General features: G+C 32.0%; 30 protein-coding genes and 1 pseudogene. All 31 read right to left on the minus strand.

Annotation, left to right across the window (positions count from 1 at the left end):
* Positions 1–2 precede the first annotated feature (2 nt).
* Positions 3–539: an NUMOD4 domain-containing protein gene (locus Q7A53_RS05490; RefSeq protein WP_411788125.1), complete on the minus strand. Its 537-nt coding sequence runs from the start codon at positions 537–539 to the stop codon at positions 3–5.
* A gap of 9 nt (positions 540–548) precedes the next feature.
* Complete coding sequence (locus Q7A53_RS05495; RefSeq protein ID WP_411788126.1) at positions 549–1,667, minus strand: hypothetical protein; 1,119 nt, start codon at positions 1,665–1,667, stop codon at positions 549–551.
* Between the two features lie 121 nt (positions 1,668–1,788).
* A complete protein-coding gene (locus tag Q7A53_RS05500; protein WP_411788127.1) occupies positions 1,789–2,175 on the minus strand; it encodes a hypothetical protein in 387 nt (128 codons plus the stop codon).
* Between the two features lie 147 nt (positions 2,176–2,322).
* On the minus strand, positions 2,323–2,829 hold the full coding sequence (locus Q7A53_RS05505; RefSeq protein WP_411788128.1) for a replication protein: 507 nt from the start codon (positions 2,827–2,829) through the stop codon (positions 2,323–2,325).
* A 134-nt stretch (positions 2,830–2,963) separates the two neighbouring features.
* A complete protein-coding gene (locus Q7A53_RS05510) occupies positions 2,964–3,272 on the minus strand; it encodes a hypothetical protein (RefSeq protein ID WP_411788129.1) in 309 nt (102 codons plus the stop codon).
* Between the two features lie 5 nt (positions 3,273–3,277).
* On the minus strand, positions 3,278–4,309 hold the full coding sequence (locus Q7A53_RS05515; RefSeq protein ID WP_411788130.1) for a phage lytic cycle repressor MrpR family protein: 1,032 nt from the start codon (positions 4,307–4,309) through the stop codon (positions 3,278–3,280).
* 311 nt (positions 4,310–4,620) lie between these two features.
* Positions 4,621–4,863 carry a helix-turn-helix domain-containing protein gene (locus Q7A53_RS05520; protein WP_411788131.1) on the minus strand — a complete coding sequence of 81 codons (243 nt, stop codon included), beginning with the start codon at positions 4,861–4,863 and terminating at the stop codon, positions 4,621–4,623.
* Between the two features lie 41 nt (positions 4,864–4,904).
* A complete protein-coding gene (locus Q7A53_RS05525) occupies positions 4,905–5,624 on the minus strand; it encodes a hypothetical protein (protein WP_411788132.1) in 720 nt (239 codons plus the stop codon).
* An 82-nt stretch (positions 5,625–5,706) separates the two neighbouring features.
* Positions 5,707–6,141 (minus strand): hypothetical protein, encoded by a 435-nt coding sequence (locus Q7A53_RS05530; protein WP_411788133.1) that lies wholly within the window; start codon positions 6,139–6,141, stop codon positions 5,707–5,709.
* A 21-nt stretch (positions 6,142–6,162) separates the two neighbouring features.
* Positions 6,163–6,501, minus strand: a complete 339-nt coding sequence (locus tag Q7A53_RS05535) for a DUF4258 domain-containing protein (RefSeq protein WP_411788134.1) — start codon at positions 6,499–6,501, stop codon at positions 6,163–6,165.
* Positions 6,494–6,985 (minus strand): SprT-like domain-containing protein, encoded by a 492-nt coding sequence (locus tag Q7A53_RS05540; protein ID WP_411788135.1) that lies wholly within the window; start codon positions 6,983–6,985, stop codon positions 6,494–6,496. The genes Q7A53_RS05535 and Q7A53_RS05540 overlap by 8 nt, the downstream gene beginning before the upstream one ends.
* Before the next feature lie 43 nt (positions 6,986–7,028).
* On the minus strand, positions 7,029–7,427 hold the full coding sequence (locus tag Q7A53_RS05545; protein WP_411788136.1) for a hypothetical protein: 399 nt from the start codon (positions 7,425–7,427) through the stop codon (positions 7,029–7,031).
* Positions 7,428–7,516: 89 nt separating this feature from the next.
* Positions 7,517–8,218 (minus strand): hypothetical protein, encoded by a 702-nt coding sequence (locus Q7A53_RS05550; protein WP_411788137.1) that lies wholly within the window; start codon positions 8,216–8,218, stop codon positions 7,517–7,519.
* A gap of 135 nt (positions 8,219–8,353) precedes the next feature.
* A complete protein-coding gene (locus Q7A53_RS05555) occupies positions 8,354–8,566 on the minus strand; it encodes a hypothetical protein (protein ID WP_411788138.1) in 213 nt (70 codons plus the stop codon).
* Positions 8,567–8,767, minus strand: a complete 201-nt coding sequence (locus tag Q7A53_RS05560; RefSeq protein ID WP_411788139.1) for a hypothetical protein — start codon at positions 8,765–8,767, stop codon at positions 8,567–8,569. It lies immediately after the preceding gene.
* Positions 8,764–8,970: a hypothetical protein gene (locus Q7A53_RS05565; RefSeq protein WP_411788140.1), complete on the minus strand. Its 207-nt coding sequence runs from the start codon at positions 8,968–8,970 to the stop codon at positions 8,764–8,766. The genes Q7A53_RS05560 and Q7A53_RS05565 overlap by 4 nt, the downstream gene beginning before the upstream one ends.
* A 314-nt stretch (positions 8,971–9,284) precedes the next feature.
* Positions 9,285–9,473: pseudogene (locus Q7A53_RS05570) on the minus strand (cold shock domain-containing protein); the annotation flags it as partial.
* A 1-nt stretch (position 9,474) separates the two neighbouring features.
* Entirely contained in the window at positions 9,475–9,678 is a 204-nt protein-coding gene (locus tag Q7A53_RS05575) for a hypothetical protein (protein WP_411788141.1), read from the minus strand.
* A gap of 12 nt (positions 9,679–9,690) precedes the next feature.
* The gene (locus tag Q7A53_RS05580; protein ID WP_411788142.1) at positions 9,691–9,840 is read right to left on the minus strand and encodes a hypothetical protein; all 150 of its coding nucleotides are present in this window, start codon (positions 9,838–9,840) and stop codon (positions 9,691–9,693) included.
* A 29-nt stretch (positions 9,841–9,869) separates the two neighbouring features.
* A complete protein-coding gene (locus Q7A53_RS05585) occupies positions 9,870–10,073 on the minus strand; it encodes a hypothetical protein (RefSeq protein WP_411788143.1) in 204 nt (67 codons plus the stop codon).
* 29 nt (positions 10,074–10,102) lie between these two features.
* Entirely contained in the window at positions 10,103–10,387 is a 285-nt protein-coding gene (locus Q7A53_RS05590) for a cyclic-phosphate processing receiver domain-containing protein (protein WP_411788144.1), read from the minus strand.
* A gap of 55 nt (positions 10,388–10,442) precedes the next feature.
* A complete protein-coding gene (locus Q7A53_RS05595; RefSeq protein ID WP_411788145.1) occupies positions 10,443–10,838 on the minus strand; it encodes a hypothetical protein in 396 nt (131 codons plus the stop codon).
* Between the two features lie 11 nt (positions 10,839–10,849).
* A complete protein-coding gene (locus Q7A53_RS05600; protein WP_411788146.1) occupies positions 10,850–11,386 on the minus strand; it encodes a DUF6557 family protein in 537 nt (178 codons plus the stop codon).
* A 32-nt stretch (positions 11,387–11,418) separates the two neighbouring features.
* Positions 11,419–11,700 carry a hypothetical protein gene (locus Q7A53_RS05605; protein ID WP_411788147.1) on the minus strand — a complete coding sequence of 94 codons (282 nt, stop codon included), beginning with the start codon at positions 11,698–11,700 and terminating at the stop codon, positions 11,419–11,421.
* Positions 11,693–11,893 (minus strand): hypothetical protein, encoded by a 201-nt coding sequence (locus tag Q7A53_RS05610; RefSeq protein ID WP_411788148.1) that lies wholly within the window; start codon positions 11,891–11,893, stop codon positions 11,693–11,695. Before Q7A53_RS05610 ends, Q7A53_RS05605 begins: the two co-directional genes overlap by 8 nt.
* A 24-nt stretch (positions 11,894–11,917) precedes the next feature.
* Entirely contained in the window at positions 11,918–12,466 is a 549-nt protein-coding gene (locus tag Q7A53_RS05615; protein ID WP_411788149.1) for a hypothetical protein, read from the minus strand.
* 198 nt (positions 12,467–12,664) lie between these two features.
* Positions 12,665–12,838 (minus strand): hypothetical protein, encoded by a 174-nt coding sequence (locus Q7A53_RS05620; RefSeq protein WP_411788150.1) that lies wholly within the window; start codon positions 12,836–12,838, stop codon positions 12,665–12,667.
* A gap of 21 nt (positions 12,839–12,859) precedes the next feature.
* Positions 12,860–13,339, minus strand: a complete 480-nt coding sequence (locus Q7A53_RS05625; RefSeq protein ID WP_411788151.1) for a hypothetical protein — start codon at positions 13,337–13,339, stop codon at positions 12,860–12,862.
* Complete coding sequence (locus tag Q7A53_RS05630; protein ID WP_411788152.1) at positions 13,336–13,596, minus strand: hypothetical protein; 261 nt, start codon at positions 13,594–13,596, stop codon at positions 13,336–13,338. Before Q7A53_RS05630 ends, Q7A53_RS05625 begins: the two co-directional genes overlap by 4 nt.
* Positions 13,597–13,768: 172 nt before the next feature.
* A complete protein-coding gene (locus Q7A53_RS05635) occupies positions 13,769–14,125 on the minus strand; it encodes a beta barrel domain-containing protein (protein ID WP_411788153.1) in 357 nt (118 codons plus the stop codon).
* Positions 14,122–14,391 (minus strand): hypothetical protein, encoded by a 270-nt coding sequence (locus tag Q7A53_RS05640; protein ID WP_411788154.1) that lies wholly within the window; start codon positions 14,389–14,391, stop codon positions 14,122–14,124. Before Q7A53_RS05640 ends, Q7A53_RS05635 begins: the two co-directional genes overlap by 4 nt.
* Between the last annotated feature and the right edge of the window lie 6 nt (positions 14,392–14,397).

Raw genomic sequence — 14,397 nt, forward strand, 5'->3', positions numbered from 1 at the left:
TTTTATGTTATTATTTTATAACCACATGTTTCAGTTTTATTTTTCTTTAATAAATCGGACAAGTACCCTTTATTTCTACCTAGAAATTCACTAGCTTTCGCCATACTTCTAAACCTATATTCTTTACCAGAAACAATCTCAACAAGTTTAATTGTTATAGCTGTTTTGATTAATTTATTGTCAAATGCATGATTATTGTTCTCAGTATGGTTGCACCATTCTAAGTTATCTAAATTATTATTCAATCTATTTCCGTCAATATGATTGACGTATTCTTTCCCTTCGATTAAAGGAAGGAAACTGAATGCAACTAATCTGTGAACTAAAAATGTTTTCTCTTCTTTATTCTTCCAGAGACATACACGACAACAATTGTCTTTACTTACTTTTTGTCTTAATATTCTTTGTTTCCAAACTCTTTTACCATGTCTGATTGAGTATGTAGTTTTATTATTGGAAGTACGCACTAAACCAGTATTGCTGACTTCATATATTCCTTCATACCCAACCACAGGTTTCCATACTATGTAATTATTCATTGCACTTATTTAGAAAGGAAGATCATCCGTATCTGAAATATCAATTGGCTCATCTGATGAAGAACTTACGTCATCTTTCCAAGGGTTTTCAGTTTTTTTCTGTTTTCCACCTAGTCCTTCAACTAAGTTATCAACTACAAAATCTGCTTCACGATAAACTTTTTCATCTAGTGAATCTACCCCATTAATGGATAGTTGATTAACATATGTCTTAGAATTTTCTGCATGACTAGGTTTGCTACGACCACCCAGACTGCCAAGAATATCTGCTTTCTTATTATCTTCGTTTTCTACTTTCTTAATAATGACTCGATTTAAGTTGTCACCGAAAGTTTTTACTACATCTCCAAATTTCAAGGTCTTTTTGAAGTTTTCAGCGAATTGCTTCATTTCTTCATCGACTCCACCTTCACCATTGTTGAAGTCAATTACAAATTGTGCATCTTGGAATTTCTTATTAAAGTCAATCACACGACCAGTAATGTAAAGCTTTTTATCTGTCTTGTTAAGCTCTGAGTCAACGTAAACAAATTGTTGTTCGAAGTAAGTGATTTCTTCAAAATCCTCTGCATCAAAATCAAGCTCTTTAGCAAGGTGAACTTTCTCAATGTTGAAGTTTTTAGTCTTAACTTTTTGACCATCTTTTTCATAAGAACCATAACTAATAGTTCCCTCAACGGTTACAAAATCACCATTATTAAGATTGTCATAAACCATTTTTGCAGTTACAAATTTAGGAACACCTTTGCTGACCAATTTATTTTTGTCATCATAGTGTAGACCTACTCTTGATTGCATAACTACATATCCTTCTTCACGATACTGCTCTTGATTTTCTTCCCAATCTTCAAAAGTTTTTCTTGTTCCTTTGTAATTTTCATCTTCTTCTTTTAATTTGCTATTCCACATAAAAACATCTTTTGGTTCATAGGCAAACATTTGTACAGTGATTTCGTTTGTCTCAGAAGTTTTTACACCAAATCGTAGTTTACGATATGTTCTCCCTACATGTTCGCCTTTTGTTTGAGTGTCTTGATCATAAGCATTGTCTTTGTCTATACGAGTAACTTTACCTACTGCTTTAAATGTACCTTTAGTTTCTTTTAACTGCATTTTTTCTCTTGCCATAATACTAATTAGAATCTCCTTTGATATGTAATTATTTATTGCATTTATGGGAAGGAAAAGAAAATCTTTTCCTCATCAACATAATTTCATTTTAACATAATTTGTTGCGCTTGTCAAATACTTATAGTACATATTGCATAATGTTTTTTGAAGGTTTGCTGTGGAATTTACTGTAAAGGTTTTCTAGTGTAACATTGCCTTTATCAATCGCCCCAGAGATAAAAGCAATGTCTTGTGCTGTGAATTTTTGAAAAAATGTTGATTCAAATGCAGAAAGGATGTTCTCATTGCACAGATGTAGAAAATCTACCAAAGTCGTGCTTGAGTGTTCAATTCTATGATCTCTATAGTCTAGAAGATCATCCAATACATAGTGATTTCTTCCATAGAACCCTATGTAAAAGGAATCACACTCTTTCTCTGTTTTCAACAACACCTGTGCCAATGATTTTGGTAAATCAAGTGACTTGATGAAATTATCCACCTTGTTTTTTGTAATCGCCACCATTTAGTAACCCTCTTCCCCATTTAAGTTCAAGCTTTTAAACTTGATTGTAACATTAAACCCTATATTTAATGTTACAAGCAAATTCAAAGGATGAATATGTAAGTTGCCATTTTGGGTATCCATTTTAGCCAATGTTTTAAAAAAAAATTATTTATTTTTGTCGGTGAGTTTAGCTAAATTAATCACCAATTTATCCCAACCTATTCCTTTGTGTCTAAGATTAATTAAAAATATTTCCTGTGTTCGTATATCTCGATAACCAGAATGGAAAGGTGCTTCCCATTCAAGAGGACTTGAGATTGAAAATTCATTACTATCCATATCCCATTGAACAACTTTCATTTCCACCAGTTTGTCTAATTCTGTTCTTACTTTTGCTCTTCCTACTCCACATAGTTCAAAATCTTGCAATTTTGGGAAAACTGCATATTCTTTCCCAAAACTGTATGAATAATTCAATATTAGAAGTATGATGTTTTGTTGCCTTTTAGTAAAATTTCTTTTGGTTAAATCTGATCTTATCATGTATTCTTTGGCTTTGAACTTATCACTAGTTTTGTTTAAATATGGTTGTATGGTTTTTACATAGGCTAAAGTTCCTATTTCGTATGCTTTATCTCCTAGTATTTCAACTAGATTCTTAATGTTAAGCACTCCTTCAATCTTTTAAGAATTGCTCACTAAAGTTATTATAATGGATGAGCGTAAACCTGTCTACATAAATTTTGGAAAAAATTGAAGTTTTTTGGGAAGGGGTAAATCCTATGCAGTTATCCACCCCTTCAATGTTATTTCTGATATTTTCTCTTCCATTCTTCGTTCAATTTTTCCTTCTTTTTAACATCTACATCTACTATTTCAAAGAGATCATACATTGACTTATTGAGACTGTCAGCCAACACCCAAGCATAAATCAGTTTCCAACTAATACGGTTATACATTAGATTCATGAAACTTTTGTATGCCATGTCGATACCGTAATTCTCAACTAGTTTGTTGTGGAGAAGGGTGTAATCAAGTCCCTTCTTTTCCATAATTTCATCTAGTTTTTTTCTATCTAAAACAACACTTTTTTCATGTAAGGCATGAGTCCTCAATTAAATCACCCCTCCTTTTTTGGATAAGTTGCTCTTACTTTTTCGACTGTTAAGAAGCTTTTTAGGTTGTGATGAGATTTGACATTGAATCTGTCTGCTATAATTTTGATATCATCCAAAACAAGTTGTTCATTATCTAGAAGATCGTGTGCTTGGTGAACCATCCCACTACGTTGAATATACTTAGCTGACAGGTCATTAATCCCTAGACTTTCTGAAATGCTGTGAATCCTTCTATATATTACATACTTGTCAACAGGTGTATTTCCTTCTTTATTTTTGTTTCTTGTAATAGATGCTCTAATAACGTAATCATTATCAACTAAATCTGTAAAAGGTCTTATATTTTCTATTTCAGTAAGATTAGCTTCGCCATTTTTCTTTGCATAAGTGGATTGTTTTATTGCACCTTCTAAGAGGTCTAGTGTTCTTTGCTCTACATTAATGTAACGTTCTGTATATTTTATAGGTACTTCATATTCATCTGCTTTCAATGAATTAGTGAGCTTTAAACGTTTATTATCCCAATCAATATCTGTTTTTTTCAAATTTCTAATTTCAGATAATTTCTTTCCACCAACTCCTTCAAACAAGAGTCTGATTATTACATTGTCTTGATAATTCTCACATGCATCCTCATATCTCCTTAGTTGCTTGTCGGTGAAATAAATTTCATCATTTATTACATACTTAGCAAAATCATTTGGTTTTAAACTTTCCAAAAGATTCACTTTAATGAGCTTCTTTTTTACACTCCAATGAAGGTAGGCAGAAATTATACGACCATAGCTTTCAATAGTATTCCTATTTTTCGATTGAAAACTTCTTAACACCTCTTCTAATTCAGAAAAAGTAAATTTATTTAAGTCTTTGTTCTTTTCTTCCTCAAGAGGTGAAGTTACATATAATATTCTAAGATAACTTCTAGCAGTTTCGTCTGAAATAATACCTCTCTGAATGAGATCATCTATAAATGTTTGTTTATCTCTTTCATTAAATAGATGATTATTTTTGTCATCTGTAGTTGCCGTTACCATTTTATTCACTCCTGTAGTTAATATTATTTTTATTATATCCACTAGTTATATGTTTTATGCATATAATTGACCTCTTCTGTAATAATATATCATTATTTGGTGTGTTGGTCAACCTTTATTCGACAAATAGTACAAGGATATAATTGTATAAAATGTGGATTTTATACGTGTTTGGAGTGAGCAGATAAAGTCGAATCACCCTTTTGAAACTTACTTCACCACTCTAAATTAAGTCAAGTAACTCCAACCTGTACATTCTTCCCTCCTTTGTCTACTAGATACTTCGATATTATCATTATATGTGGTTACTGTCAATCCTCTAAATAGAAAATATCTTCGACATTTACTTCAAAATATCTTGCAATCATATGTTCTACTTCAACAGAAGGGTTTGATACTTCTCTGCTTATTTTCTTAATAGTATCCCAACCTACACCACAGTAACTAGCTAATTCCTCCATCACCATTCTTTTAGTTACTTTCATCTTCTGTTCTTGAGTTTTTTTACCAATTGCATGAGCTAAGTAAGCATTTAAATTATTTCTCATTCTCATTTTTATCATCTCCTTATAATTTTAAGGGGCTTATAAAGCCCCTAGATTGCTTTAAAGTTGCATTTATCTTGCAGTTTTAGTTTTAAGCTCTTAAGCTCTTCTGTTCTTATTATCCACGTTTTTTTATCTGGATCATATTCTCTTTTTTCTTTGTCAATTGTTTTAATTGCTTCGACTACCTGTTTATCATATTTGAAGGATAAAGCAGTAAATTGTTCATTTGGATTACAATTAATTACAATTTTATTTGTGGATGGATTTTTAAGAAATGGATGGTCTTTAGCATACTGTAACGCATTCTCAACATCTCCACCTACGTCTTTGAGATCATTAAGGATTTTAAGCAAGATTTCATTCTTTACAACCCAACTTTTTGCATCTTGATCAAAATATCTAAGATGATTTGGTCTAGTTTTTATTGTATGGATAAACATTTCATTGTAACGAAATGCTATTAGAGTATCTTCTTCTCTAACTTCGATTGAAATTCCTTCTGCAAAATTAGAATTTTCCACAAATTGTTCAAAGTGTTTTTTAGTATTAACCATCTTTTCTTTGTCTGCTCCTAGTTGTGTTTTACAATACTTTTCCAGACGTTTTGCAAGATCGACTATCTGAGCATTGGATAGACCATAGTAATAGGTACTACATGCTCCGAAATCAGCTTTGTTGTATCCTTTTCCATCATGTGTAACTGGTGCGCCCCTACCCAACAGTAACTCATTAAAATTAATTAATTCTTCTTTAGAGTAGTGTTTCATGATTTAGCCTCCTTAAATATATTATACTCTACTTCGAGGGAATTTAATACCCTTAATAAGATATTTTAATTCCCTTTATGTATTAAATTCCGAAAACCTTCATTTTTTTACTATAGATACCTCTGTCTAATGTGCTATGTAGATCATTTGCATCGTTCATCCAAGTAGTTATAATTTTATTTTCGGTGAGACTGTAGCAAACCTTTATCCAATACTTCCTGTTTACATTTGGTTTTGATTCTAAAACAACTCTTTCTTCCAGAACATCAGTATAACGATTTCTAATGATTCTGTATTCTACAATTCTTGAGTTATGTATAATGGATACTAAATCTTTTTTAGTGGCATCAATTTTCTTTTCTTTAATTCTATCGAAAGTGTGGGTTGATACTCTCCAATGTTTGACACTTTTTAAACGGTCATAAATTCCAAAAATCTCTTTTGGTTGCATTTGGGATAAATGCTTTCTTTGACCTTCAAACCTAACCATCTCTTTTTCATTTTTCTGAGCTAACATTTGATCATCCCCTTTATGTTATTATTTATTGCACTTGTTATAAGCAATTTCTTTTGATAAATCTATCTCTTTAACGACAAGGTGGACAGCTTTCCAAAAATCAATATCTAACTTTTCTTGCAAATATTCAGCTTTAAGGGTATGGGGTCTATCTAATTTACAAGTGCTTACATTGAGTTGGTTCTTTTGCACATATAAGACTACGATTATACCCTTATATTCAATTTCCAATGAATAGGGATGCTTTCCTTGGGATCGTACTCCATTATCTATAACAGCTTCTATAATTGCTTTAGACATTCCACGCTTTGCCATGCGTTTCAGAATATGTTTAGAAAAGTATAGTTTCTTATTAAGCATTAACTATTCTTTGCCCTTTGTCTAATAAATTTCCACCACATTTGCACGAATATATTCCTCTTTTGCTTAATCTCTTGTAACGTTTATATTCATGGCTACAATCAGAACATTGGTAAATTTGCATTTTAGAAGCAATTTTAAAATTATTTATCGTATTCTGACTAATAATATCCAATCTCTTTAATTCCTGTTCGAATATTGGATGACCGTCTGAACAATGTACTTTACCCATCATGCAGAATGCGTAGTGAACTAATTCATGTTTCAATACACTAAGCACTATTTCTTGACGATTATACTCTACAAATAATTTATTCATTTCAATCTTAACTGGTGTTTGTTTTCCGTTTACTTCTTTATGACGAAAACAACCTTTGGTGGATTTTAGTCTGCCATTTAAAACTATTGGTACAATCAATTCTAAATCATACTCTTTTTTAAGGAACTCTTTAGCAACAATCTCCATTTGGTAAACATTTAACATAAATTTCATCCTCCATATTGAATTATATGATTAACTGTTGTACTTATTCTGAGAAGTCATAATATCTTCTAGAAATCTCTTCAAATGCTTTTCTGTCACCTCTTGAAATAGCATCATTGATTAATTGGTCTGGTACAAGTTTAAGCATATGATCTAGTAATTTTTCCAATTCTACATGGTCATTGTTTTCCCGATTGAATACATATGGTTTTTCTTCTAAGAGAGTAGGAAGTTTCAACATATTATCTGTGAATACATAGCGTTCAGACACTTCTAACTTGTAACCACCTGCAACGATACCAGTAACTTTTGTTTTTTGTCCTTTGAATGCTCTCATATTGTGCTGAAAAATTTCAGAATAAGTTCCTTCTTCATTGCGATACATTTGACCTGTGATTAAATCTGTTCTAACTTCTACTTCTTGCCCAACGTTGTATTTCATGTTTATCAATCTCCTTTTATGTTTTATTAATATTTATTTTACAATTATCTGTTGTACTTGTCAATATGTAAAAAGGGGTTTAACCCTTTTTATTTTAAGTCAAAATTTGCTTCAACAGGTTCTTTAATTGTCGAATAATCCTTGTCGTAAAGATTGTCAGTTACAATCCTAAATGATTTAATCTCATCTGGTTTAGATGTAAAAGGAACAGAGACAGCAAGATCATTTTTCTTCGATTTAGAGTAAAATTCGCCACTGCCACTATGATTAATTAAGTCAGCCATTGAAACATCAATCTGTTCACCTGTGCTAAGAATAATGGTGTAGATAGGATAATTAATCATGAAATTTTTGTCTGATTTGTTTTCCAATTCAAATCTTATGGTAAACATATGCATTGGTGTTCCTTCTTGATAGTTGGCATATTGTTTATACCACTCTGCCATACTCTGAGTTGGGTTTTGCAATTCAACCACTTCTGCTTTTTTAATGGTGTACATCAATGGGTTCAAGTCCACAGTTTTATTTACTTCTGATTCTTTAAGAAGTTTAACGTTTTGAAAGTCTGGAAATTCACTTTCTAAATCAATCATCTTCTGTGATTTTTCTGGTTCTTTCTTTTCTGGGGCAGTTGTTGCTTCTACTGAATCTGAATTAACATCCTCTTGTTTAGCAGGTTCAGATGGAGAATCAGATGGTGCTTTAGCTTGAGTGTCAGTCACATTGTCACTACACCCAAACAACCCGGCAGACAGGATCACAAGCAGGAAAATTATCATTAACTTTTTCACTTTCAACATCTCCTTTGTGTTGTTATGTTATAATTTATTATACTTGTAAGTTAAAAAGAATATCATGGTATAAATTACCCTTTTTAACGAACAGGTATGTAAAAATAAAAGGGATAAAATTCCTATTTTATTAAATTAACAAGGATAACCTTCAAACAATTGTGAATCATCATTGTTTCGTGTATGAAAATATTCTTCAAAATAATCACATTCTTCATTACTACATTTATAAATATCACCTAGTTTTTTAAATCCACTATCCTCATAACCTTTTTCATATGCAGAATAGTTTCCTGTATAATACCAATCTTCATATGCTAATTCTGATTCGCAACAAGGACACTCCATTTAAATCTCTCCTTCATTGTCTAAGACGATTTTATATCCATCAACCTCATCAATCTCTCGTACAATAAACTTGCCAACCCATCCACCAGATTTTATAGCTGTCATTCTCAATCTTTTCATTGCAGATTCTTTATCTTTTTCAGCTACATGGAATGTTAATAATTTATTATCAATTGTGCATTTACAATAAAACAGCTTCATTTTTCTTCAACCTTTACTTTGCCATTTATTAGATAGCCATGCTGTTTAGTCCATTCTAATTTTTGCCATCCTTGTTGATTATAAAACTCTTTCTTCTTTGGTAATGGTTTATCAGATTTTGCCCAACCATCTTCAATGTGATTATGTTTTTCATTTCCCTCATCCGTTACTACAGACCAAACAGTAATCATAGGATTTTTCACTTGTTTTTGTTTCACTCCTTGTATAAAATTCAGTTTTTATCCATGTGCATTTTATCTATAATAGCTGTTAGTTCTGGGAATAATTCACAATATTCATTTACAGTTAATTCATCTCGCAATTGCTTTTCTGTTCTTTGATGAATTTGTATGTCTATATGTTCAATACCACTAACATCTTTCATTTCACCCAAGTGTTTTGATTTAAAAACAATAGCTTCATGTTTTGATCTACAAACCTCTCTATAATGATCTTCCCAATCATCACCATAGTGTGAATAATAAACTACATAAAATTCCATTTCATGTCTCAATAATGTTACGTTTGTAGCAAGCTCACCTCTGCCACGATCAATTAATTCAAATTCAACTTTATTACCACTACTCAATTTAACATGTTTACCACCGTTAATTTCAGAAAAGTGCAGGAATACATCATCTTCACCTTCAAGCTCAATAAATCCGTATCCTTTTTCTTGCTCATACCATTTAATCTTTCCGATCATCTTAAACCACCTCAAATTCTGTGCCACAATCTATACAATTTACAAGCATTCCATCTGTAACTGTTCTGGCTTGAAATTTTTCATCATAAATTGCATCTGTGAGATTAATGTATGTCTCATGTACACTACTATGGTATATATTTTTAACCGTATAAGTATTAGAATTTCCACATTCACATGTTATTGTTATAGAAACCTCTGTCATATTTATCACTCCTTAACTTTTGTTTTGGTAAACTAATTCATCATCAATTAGAACTGAAATTTCAATACCATTTCCATTATATTCATTATAGGTTCTCTCTACATCAATTTCTATATCCCCAGATTCAAAAAGCTCTTTCAATGCTTTTTTCAATTCTTCCACAATATCACTTCCTTCATAAAATTGAGTTTTTATCCATTTTCTACTTCTTCCTGCATTGCATCTAATCTTGCATTTAGATTGTTTACATCGGCAATATCCATACCAAACACCATAGGATATTGACAGGTATATTTTTCTGTTAGAGTACCAACAGTCAATTGAAAATCTCTATCACCTAAGTATTTGACACTCCATTTGATTCCATTTAGTTCACCATATTGGTCTTCAAACATGTTGTTCCTCCTTGTATAAAAGTAATATTTTAACCAGAATATTTGTTTTCAGTAATTGGATAGTGGTAAATCTCAATGTCTGAATCAATGAAGCCTCTTCTCCTAGCTCCAAGCAATGTTTGATACATATTCTCCCTACCTACATTGTTATCGGTGTGAATGTATATCTTATTAGCTCTCAAGCCATGCTCACACATATGTTTAACTAGATCGTAGCCCGTAGGTAACAGAACGCCTTTCCATTCACCTAAATCGTGATCTAGAGACAGAATATTAACATCATAATTTTCTAAGTACCAGACAGCTTCTTTCATGGTTCTAGCCACCCTAAAACCTGTGGGCTTATCTCTTAGGTCATCCACGTAAAGATTAATCGTTCTCATACTTTGCCTTTAATTCTGCTAATCGTTCTAGCTCTCTTTTTCTAAGGTCTTCTTCATAACGCTTCTTTCTTTCTTCTTTCTTTACACGTTCTGCTTCATCACGATCTGTAATATCTTTGCTGATCTTATTACAGTATTCTTCATCTGTCATAAGAATCTCTTCAAATGTCAAATTTATAATGCAAGGGTCGTTCCATCTATCTTCACCTTCAAATGATATGCTATTGCTCCCTACTTCTGAATATTCAAAATAAGCTCTGACAAGTGAATCGTCTAATTTATCATCCAACATAACCCTATGTTTAATTAATTGACTTGCTCTCTCCCAAATTGAGTCATACAATTTCTCGAATTTTTCAAGGTCTTGTTTATTAAACTCCATTCGATCACTCCTTAATCTTTCATTGTTCTGAATGTATTTAATTTACCATTTTCACAAAAACAATCATCACCGTTATCATTCTTACCTGTTCCTTCACAGAATGGGCATGTTGTATCACTTCTTAGAATTTTATCATTTGATATCTTAGATGCTGTATTTATTAATTCCTGTTTCTTTTGTTCCATTTGCTCTTCTGTTCCGTTGAATGTCATTTCCCATATAGCATGTGCTGAAAATTCATCTGGTGAAAGATCACCTAATTCCACATCGTAACCTAGCCATTCTCGCCAAGGTATAAAGTCTAATCCCCATCTTCCATTATTTGAATCTAAACCGAACACATTATGATACTCTTCATCATCAAACCCTTTAACTAATTCTACACAGATTCTCATACCGTCTGGATTGTTTTCTGGTTCATATGATAGTAATTTAAAATAGATGTTTTTAAATGCTGTAATCGCTTCGGGATGTTCTTCATAATCTTTTGTCAATGTTTCTGCAATGTTTACCCATTTACAATTTTGAAGTAGTTCCTTAAATATCATTCGATCACTCCTTGGATAAATTTATTATTTTATCAATCTAAGTATTTAGCCTTTGCTTCTCTGTCAAGGTCTTTGAATGTCTTATCAGATACATTAAACAATTGGTTAATTTTCCAATTTGTTAAAACATAGGAGAATACACCAGTTCCCAATCCTATACCATGCCATGTAGGTCTTTGAATAACGTAATCTAAATCATTTGTTTCAATGTTGGAAGGGAAATCAGTAATAAAGAATTGTTCACCTTTAGAACCTAGAGTATCATGATCTTCTTTTAGTTCCAGAATCGTGTGCCACATTTGCATATCATTCATTTAAATCATCCCCTTTTAAATCAGACACATAGACTAGAGTATTACCCCTGCACTTCGGACAACAAGTGTAACCATTTTCAACACTTCCACCATCTCGCTTAACAACCTTATTCAAATCTTTTATTTTCAAATTGTCGATTCTATCAGTAGAGTAACCACAGTCAAAATTTGCACATTCATAATTACTTTTCATATTTATCATCTCCCTTGATGGAAATTATTTGTTATACCAAACAACTTCAACTTTCCCATGCTCTTTCTCGAATGCAAGAAACTCTTCTTCAAAGTCTTCAACATCAGATGGACTAAATGGTTTATCAGATACAATTTTGCCATTTACAATAATTTCCGTTGCGTGACCATCATAGTCAATTAAGCCACCAGAATTACAGGCATCAATAAATTCTGTCACACTCATTACATCTCCATAACCTTTTTCATAGTCGTAATCTTTGTCACTTGAGAGGTTAATAACAAAGTTCTCATCATATCTATTTAGTCTTACATAGTTCTTTTGATTCTCTCTAAATTTCATACCTTCAATTAAATTCTCTCTACTAAATTGTGTGGACACTAAATCAGTACCAAGAAGATTGCGAATCCAACAAAGCTCACTTAAATCCATTTTGATATAAGCAACATTCATACCTGTTTCATGTACGACTTCAATTGCCTTCTGTATTTGTTGAAATAGTGAATGGGTTACTACAGGTTTTAAAAATTCAATTTCTTTTCCTTCAAAATTAATTCTAGGTTCTCTATCCATGTTATCATCTCCTGTATAAAACTAGACTTTTATCAATGCTCTGCAATTCCTTCTATTCTACCAGTACCTACACATGTGATATTTTCAGACCTACATTTAGGGCAACAAACAATATCTTCATGTTTATCTGCACTAAATATTAATTCACAGTTACACTCATATATATCAACTAAAATTTCTGGCATCTTCAAATCATTCCTATCTTTTAATATCAAACTCGCCCGATTCAATTAATACAGAAAGTTCATGAGACATACTTACATTGCCAAGGCACACTCCTTGAATAAGATAATTCCCTGCTCTGTCATATTTGCTATTGTGTTCTGTATGCCTATCTTGAAGCCATTTAATTAACTTCTCTTTGTCAATCATACGATCACCACCTGTATAAAATTAAGATTTTAACTCATCAAAGACGTTTCTATTTCCTCTTCTATAGTCAGCTAAAGGGTCTGTAATCTCATCCTTCCATACAAATGTTTCTTCAATTTCAGAATCTTCATTTTCAAGGTGTTCATATCCGTATTCCCTCACTTCTACTTTATACATTGTTTTTTCTGGTAATCCTTTAGTCCAACCAGTTTCATATAATTGATCAAGAAGTTTAACAAAATTATCCTGCCAATAAAGATGCATTGATTGTAAAACCGATCTTGGAATGACTAGATATTGTGCATAGGAGAGTCCAAAGAATTGATGGATGTTTTTTCTTGGTTGTTTTAGCTCTTCGATATGTTTCTCAAGCTGACTACAACGCAATGATACAGCCATCATTACATGTTTATTTGGATGCCCCTCATGCTCTCCAAACTCCTTTAATTCAGCAAGTTCCTGTTCATATTCTTTAATTGCTATTTCAGTATACTTGTTCATTTTACATTCTCCTTTTCTGTTGCATATTGTTTTAATGCTCTTGAATAATTAAAGTAAGCAAACATTGCAATACCTTTAGCTACTGCTAAATCAGTTAAATCTGTTGCAGAGTAACCAACAAAATTATTTTTATATTTTTCACTACCACTAGTGTAAGGGAATTTAGTGTAAACGGTGTAAAGACCATCTTCGTACTCTTCAACAATAAATTCTGTACCATCTTTGGCTTGGTTTTCTTGGATCATTTTTGATTCCATTACAATCATCCTCTCAGATTTTGTTGGAAGGAAGGACTGCTAAACCCTTCCTTCCATATTCTTCATACCAGTGTATTCATCATATCATTAACAATTGCACCTGTCTAGATGTTTGTTTCTTAATCTGTAACCTAATTTTACCATAGAATAATTCGCTTTGCAAGCGATTTATTTACCTTTTAATCATTTCTTTTATTTGTCTTAATTGGTCTAGGGATAAGTTGGTACTGTTTCTATTTCTACCGATAGAACCAAAGTAAATCCTTAAATCAGAAAGGAGTTCTTCATACTCTTCATCATCTTCCAACTCTTGAAGAGAGAAGTAACCCTGCCAATCATTTGAATACTCTGTTACATCTCTAAGATCATCAATTGCAAATTTATCCCTCCACAATTCCTCTACCTCAAAGTATTTTCTACCTACCTTAGAGACAGTTACTTCTTTCACTTCCTTAGTACGTCTAGCCATATTTCCAGTAGGTTGTAAGTATAGTTTCATTCCGACTTTTAAACGTTCTTTGTTTGTCATTGGTCATCATCCTCATCATCAAGAAAATCATCTAACTCAATTTCCAGTTCATTAATATTTCCATAGTATACATTTCCTTGTACAACTTGTTCATGTATTTCCCATTCAAGATCGACAAAATCAATATTCGCATCTTCTTTGTATTCTGGGTTTAAGCTAATTTTTCCACCTTCTAAAATTTTTTCTTTTGCATCTTCCATGCTTTCTGCCCTCATTCCAATCATTAGTTTCATGACAACAGGTGCTTCAATATAATAGGTCTTCATTTTAAA

Origin of the sequence: Halobacillus rhizosphaerae, from assembly GCF_046719735.1 — a bacterium.
In the GTDB taxonomy this organism is placed as follows: Bacteria; Bacillota; Bacilli; order Bacillales; family Halobacillaceae; genus Halobacillus_B; species Halobacillus_B rhizosphaerae.

Excerpts from the sequence above, each read along its gene's own strand:
- Q7A53_RS05490 (WP_411788125.1), bottom strand. The coding sequence starts at position 539 with ATGAATAATTACATAGTATGGAAACCTGTGGTTGGGTATGAAGGAATA.
- Q7A53_RS05495 (WP_411788126.1), bottom strand. The coding sequence starts at position 1,667 with ATGGCAAGAGAAAAAATGCAGTTAAAAGAAACTAAAGGTACATTTAAA.
- Q7A53_RS05500 (WP_411788127.1), bottom strand. The coding sequence starts at position 2,175 with ATGGTGGCGATTACAAAAAACAAGGTGGATAATTTCATCAAGTCACTT.
- Q7A53_RS05515 (WP_411788130.1), bottom strand. The coding sequence starts at position 4,309 with ATGGTAACGGCAACTACAGATGACAAAAATAATCATCTATTTAATGAA.
- Q7A53_RS05520 (WP_411788131.1), bottom strand. The coding sequence starts at position 4,863 with ATGAGAATGAGAAATAATTTAAATGCTTACTTAGCTCATGCAATTGGT.
- Q7A53_RS05525 (WP_411788132.1), bottom strand. The coding sequence starts at position 5,624 with ATGAAACACTACTCTAAAGAAGAATTAATTAATTTTAATGAGTTACTG.
- Q7A53_RS05530 (WP_411788133.1), bottom strand. The coding sequence starts at position 6,141 with ATGTTAGCTCAGAAAAATGAAAAAGAGATGGTTAGGTTTGAAGGTCAA.
- Q7A53_RS05535 (WP_411788134.1), bottom strand. The coding sequence starts at position 6,501 with ATGCTTAATAAGAAACTATACTTTTCTAAACATATTCTGAAACGCATG.
- Q7A53_RS05540 (WP_411788135.1), bottom strand. The coding sequence starts at position 6,985 with ATGTTAAATGTTTACCAAATGGAGATTGTTGCTAAAGAGTTCCTTAAA.
- Q7A53_RS05545 (WP_411788136.1), bottom strand. The coding sequence starts at position 7,427 with ATGAAATACAACGTTGGGCAAGAAGTAGAAGTTAGAACAGATTTAATC.
- Q7A53_RS05555 (WP_411788138.1), bottom strand. The coding sequence starts at position 8,566 with ATGGAGTGTCCTTGTTGCGAATCAGAATTAGCATATGAAGATTGGTAT.
- Q7A53_RS05560 (WP_411788139.1), bottom strand. The coding sequence starts at position 8,767 with ATGAAGCTGTTTTATTGTAAATGCACAATTGATAATAAATTATTAACA.
- Q7A53_RS05575 (WP_411788141.1), bottom strand. The coding sequence starts at position 9,678 with ATGACAGAGGTTTCTATAACAATAACATGTGAATGTGGAAATTCTAAT.
- Q7A53_RS05585 (WP_411788143.1), bottom strand. The coding sequence starts at position 10,073 with ATGTTTGAAGACCAATATGGTGAACTAAATGGAATCAAATGGAGTGTC.
- Q7A53_RS05590 (WP_411788144.1), bottom strand. The coding sequence starts at position 10,387 with ATGAAAGAAGCTGTCTGGTACTTAGAAAATTATGATGTTAATATTCTG.
- Q7A53_RS05595 (WP_411788145.1), bottom strand. The coding sequence starts at position 10,838 with ATGGAGTTTAATAAACAAGACCTTGAAAAATTCGAGAAATTGTATGAC.
- Q7A53_RS05600 (WP_411788146.1), bottom strand. The coding sequence starts at position 11,386 with ATGATATTTAAGGAACTACTTCAAAATTGTAAATGGGTAAACATTGCA.
- Q7A53_RS05605 (WP_411788147.1), bottom strand. The coding sequence starts at position 11,700 with ATGAATGATATGCAAATGTGGCACACGATTCTGGAACTAAAAGAAGAT.
- Q7A53_RS05610 (WP_411788148.1), bottom strand. The coding sequence starts at position 11,893 with ATGAAAAGTAATTATGAATGTGCAAATTTTGACTGTGGTTACTCTACT.
- Q7A53_RS05615 (WP_411788149.1), bottom strand. The coding sequence starts at position 12,466 with ATGGATAGAGAACCTAGAATTAATTTTGAAGGAAAAGAAATTGAATTT.
- Q7A53_RS05620 (WP_411788150.1), bottom strand. The coding sequence starts at position 12,838 with ATGATTGACAAAGAGAAGTTAATTAAATGGCTTCAAGATAGGCATACA.
- Q7A53_RS05625 (WP_411788151.1), bottom strand. The coding sequence starts at position 13,339 with ATGAACAAGTATACTGAAATAGCAATTAAAGAATATGAACAGGAACTT.
- Q7A53_RS05630 (WP_411788152.1), bottom strand. The coding sequence starts at position 13,596 with ATGGAATCAAAAATGATCCAAGAAAACCAAGCCAAAGATGGTACAGAA.
- Q7A53_RS05635 (WP_411788153.1), bottom strand. The coding sequence starts at position 14,125 with ATGACAAACAAAGAACGTTTAAAAGTCGGAATGAAACTATACTTACAA.
- Q7A53_RS05640 (WP_411788154.1), bottom strand. The coding sequence starts at position 14,391 with ATGAAGACCTATTATATTGAAGCACCTGTTGTCATGAAACTAATGATT.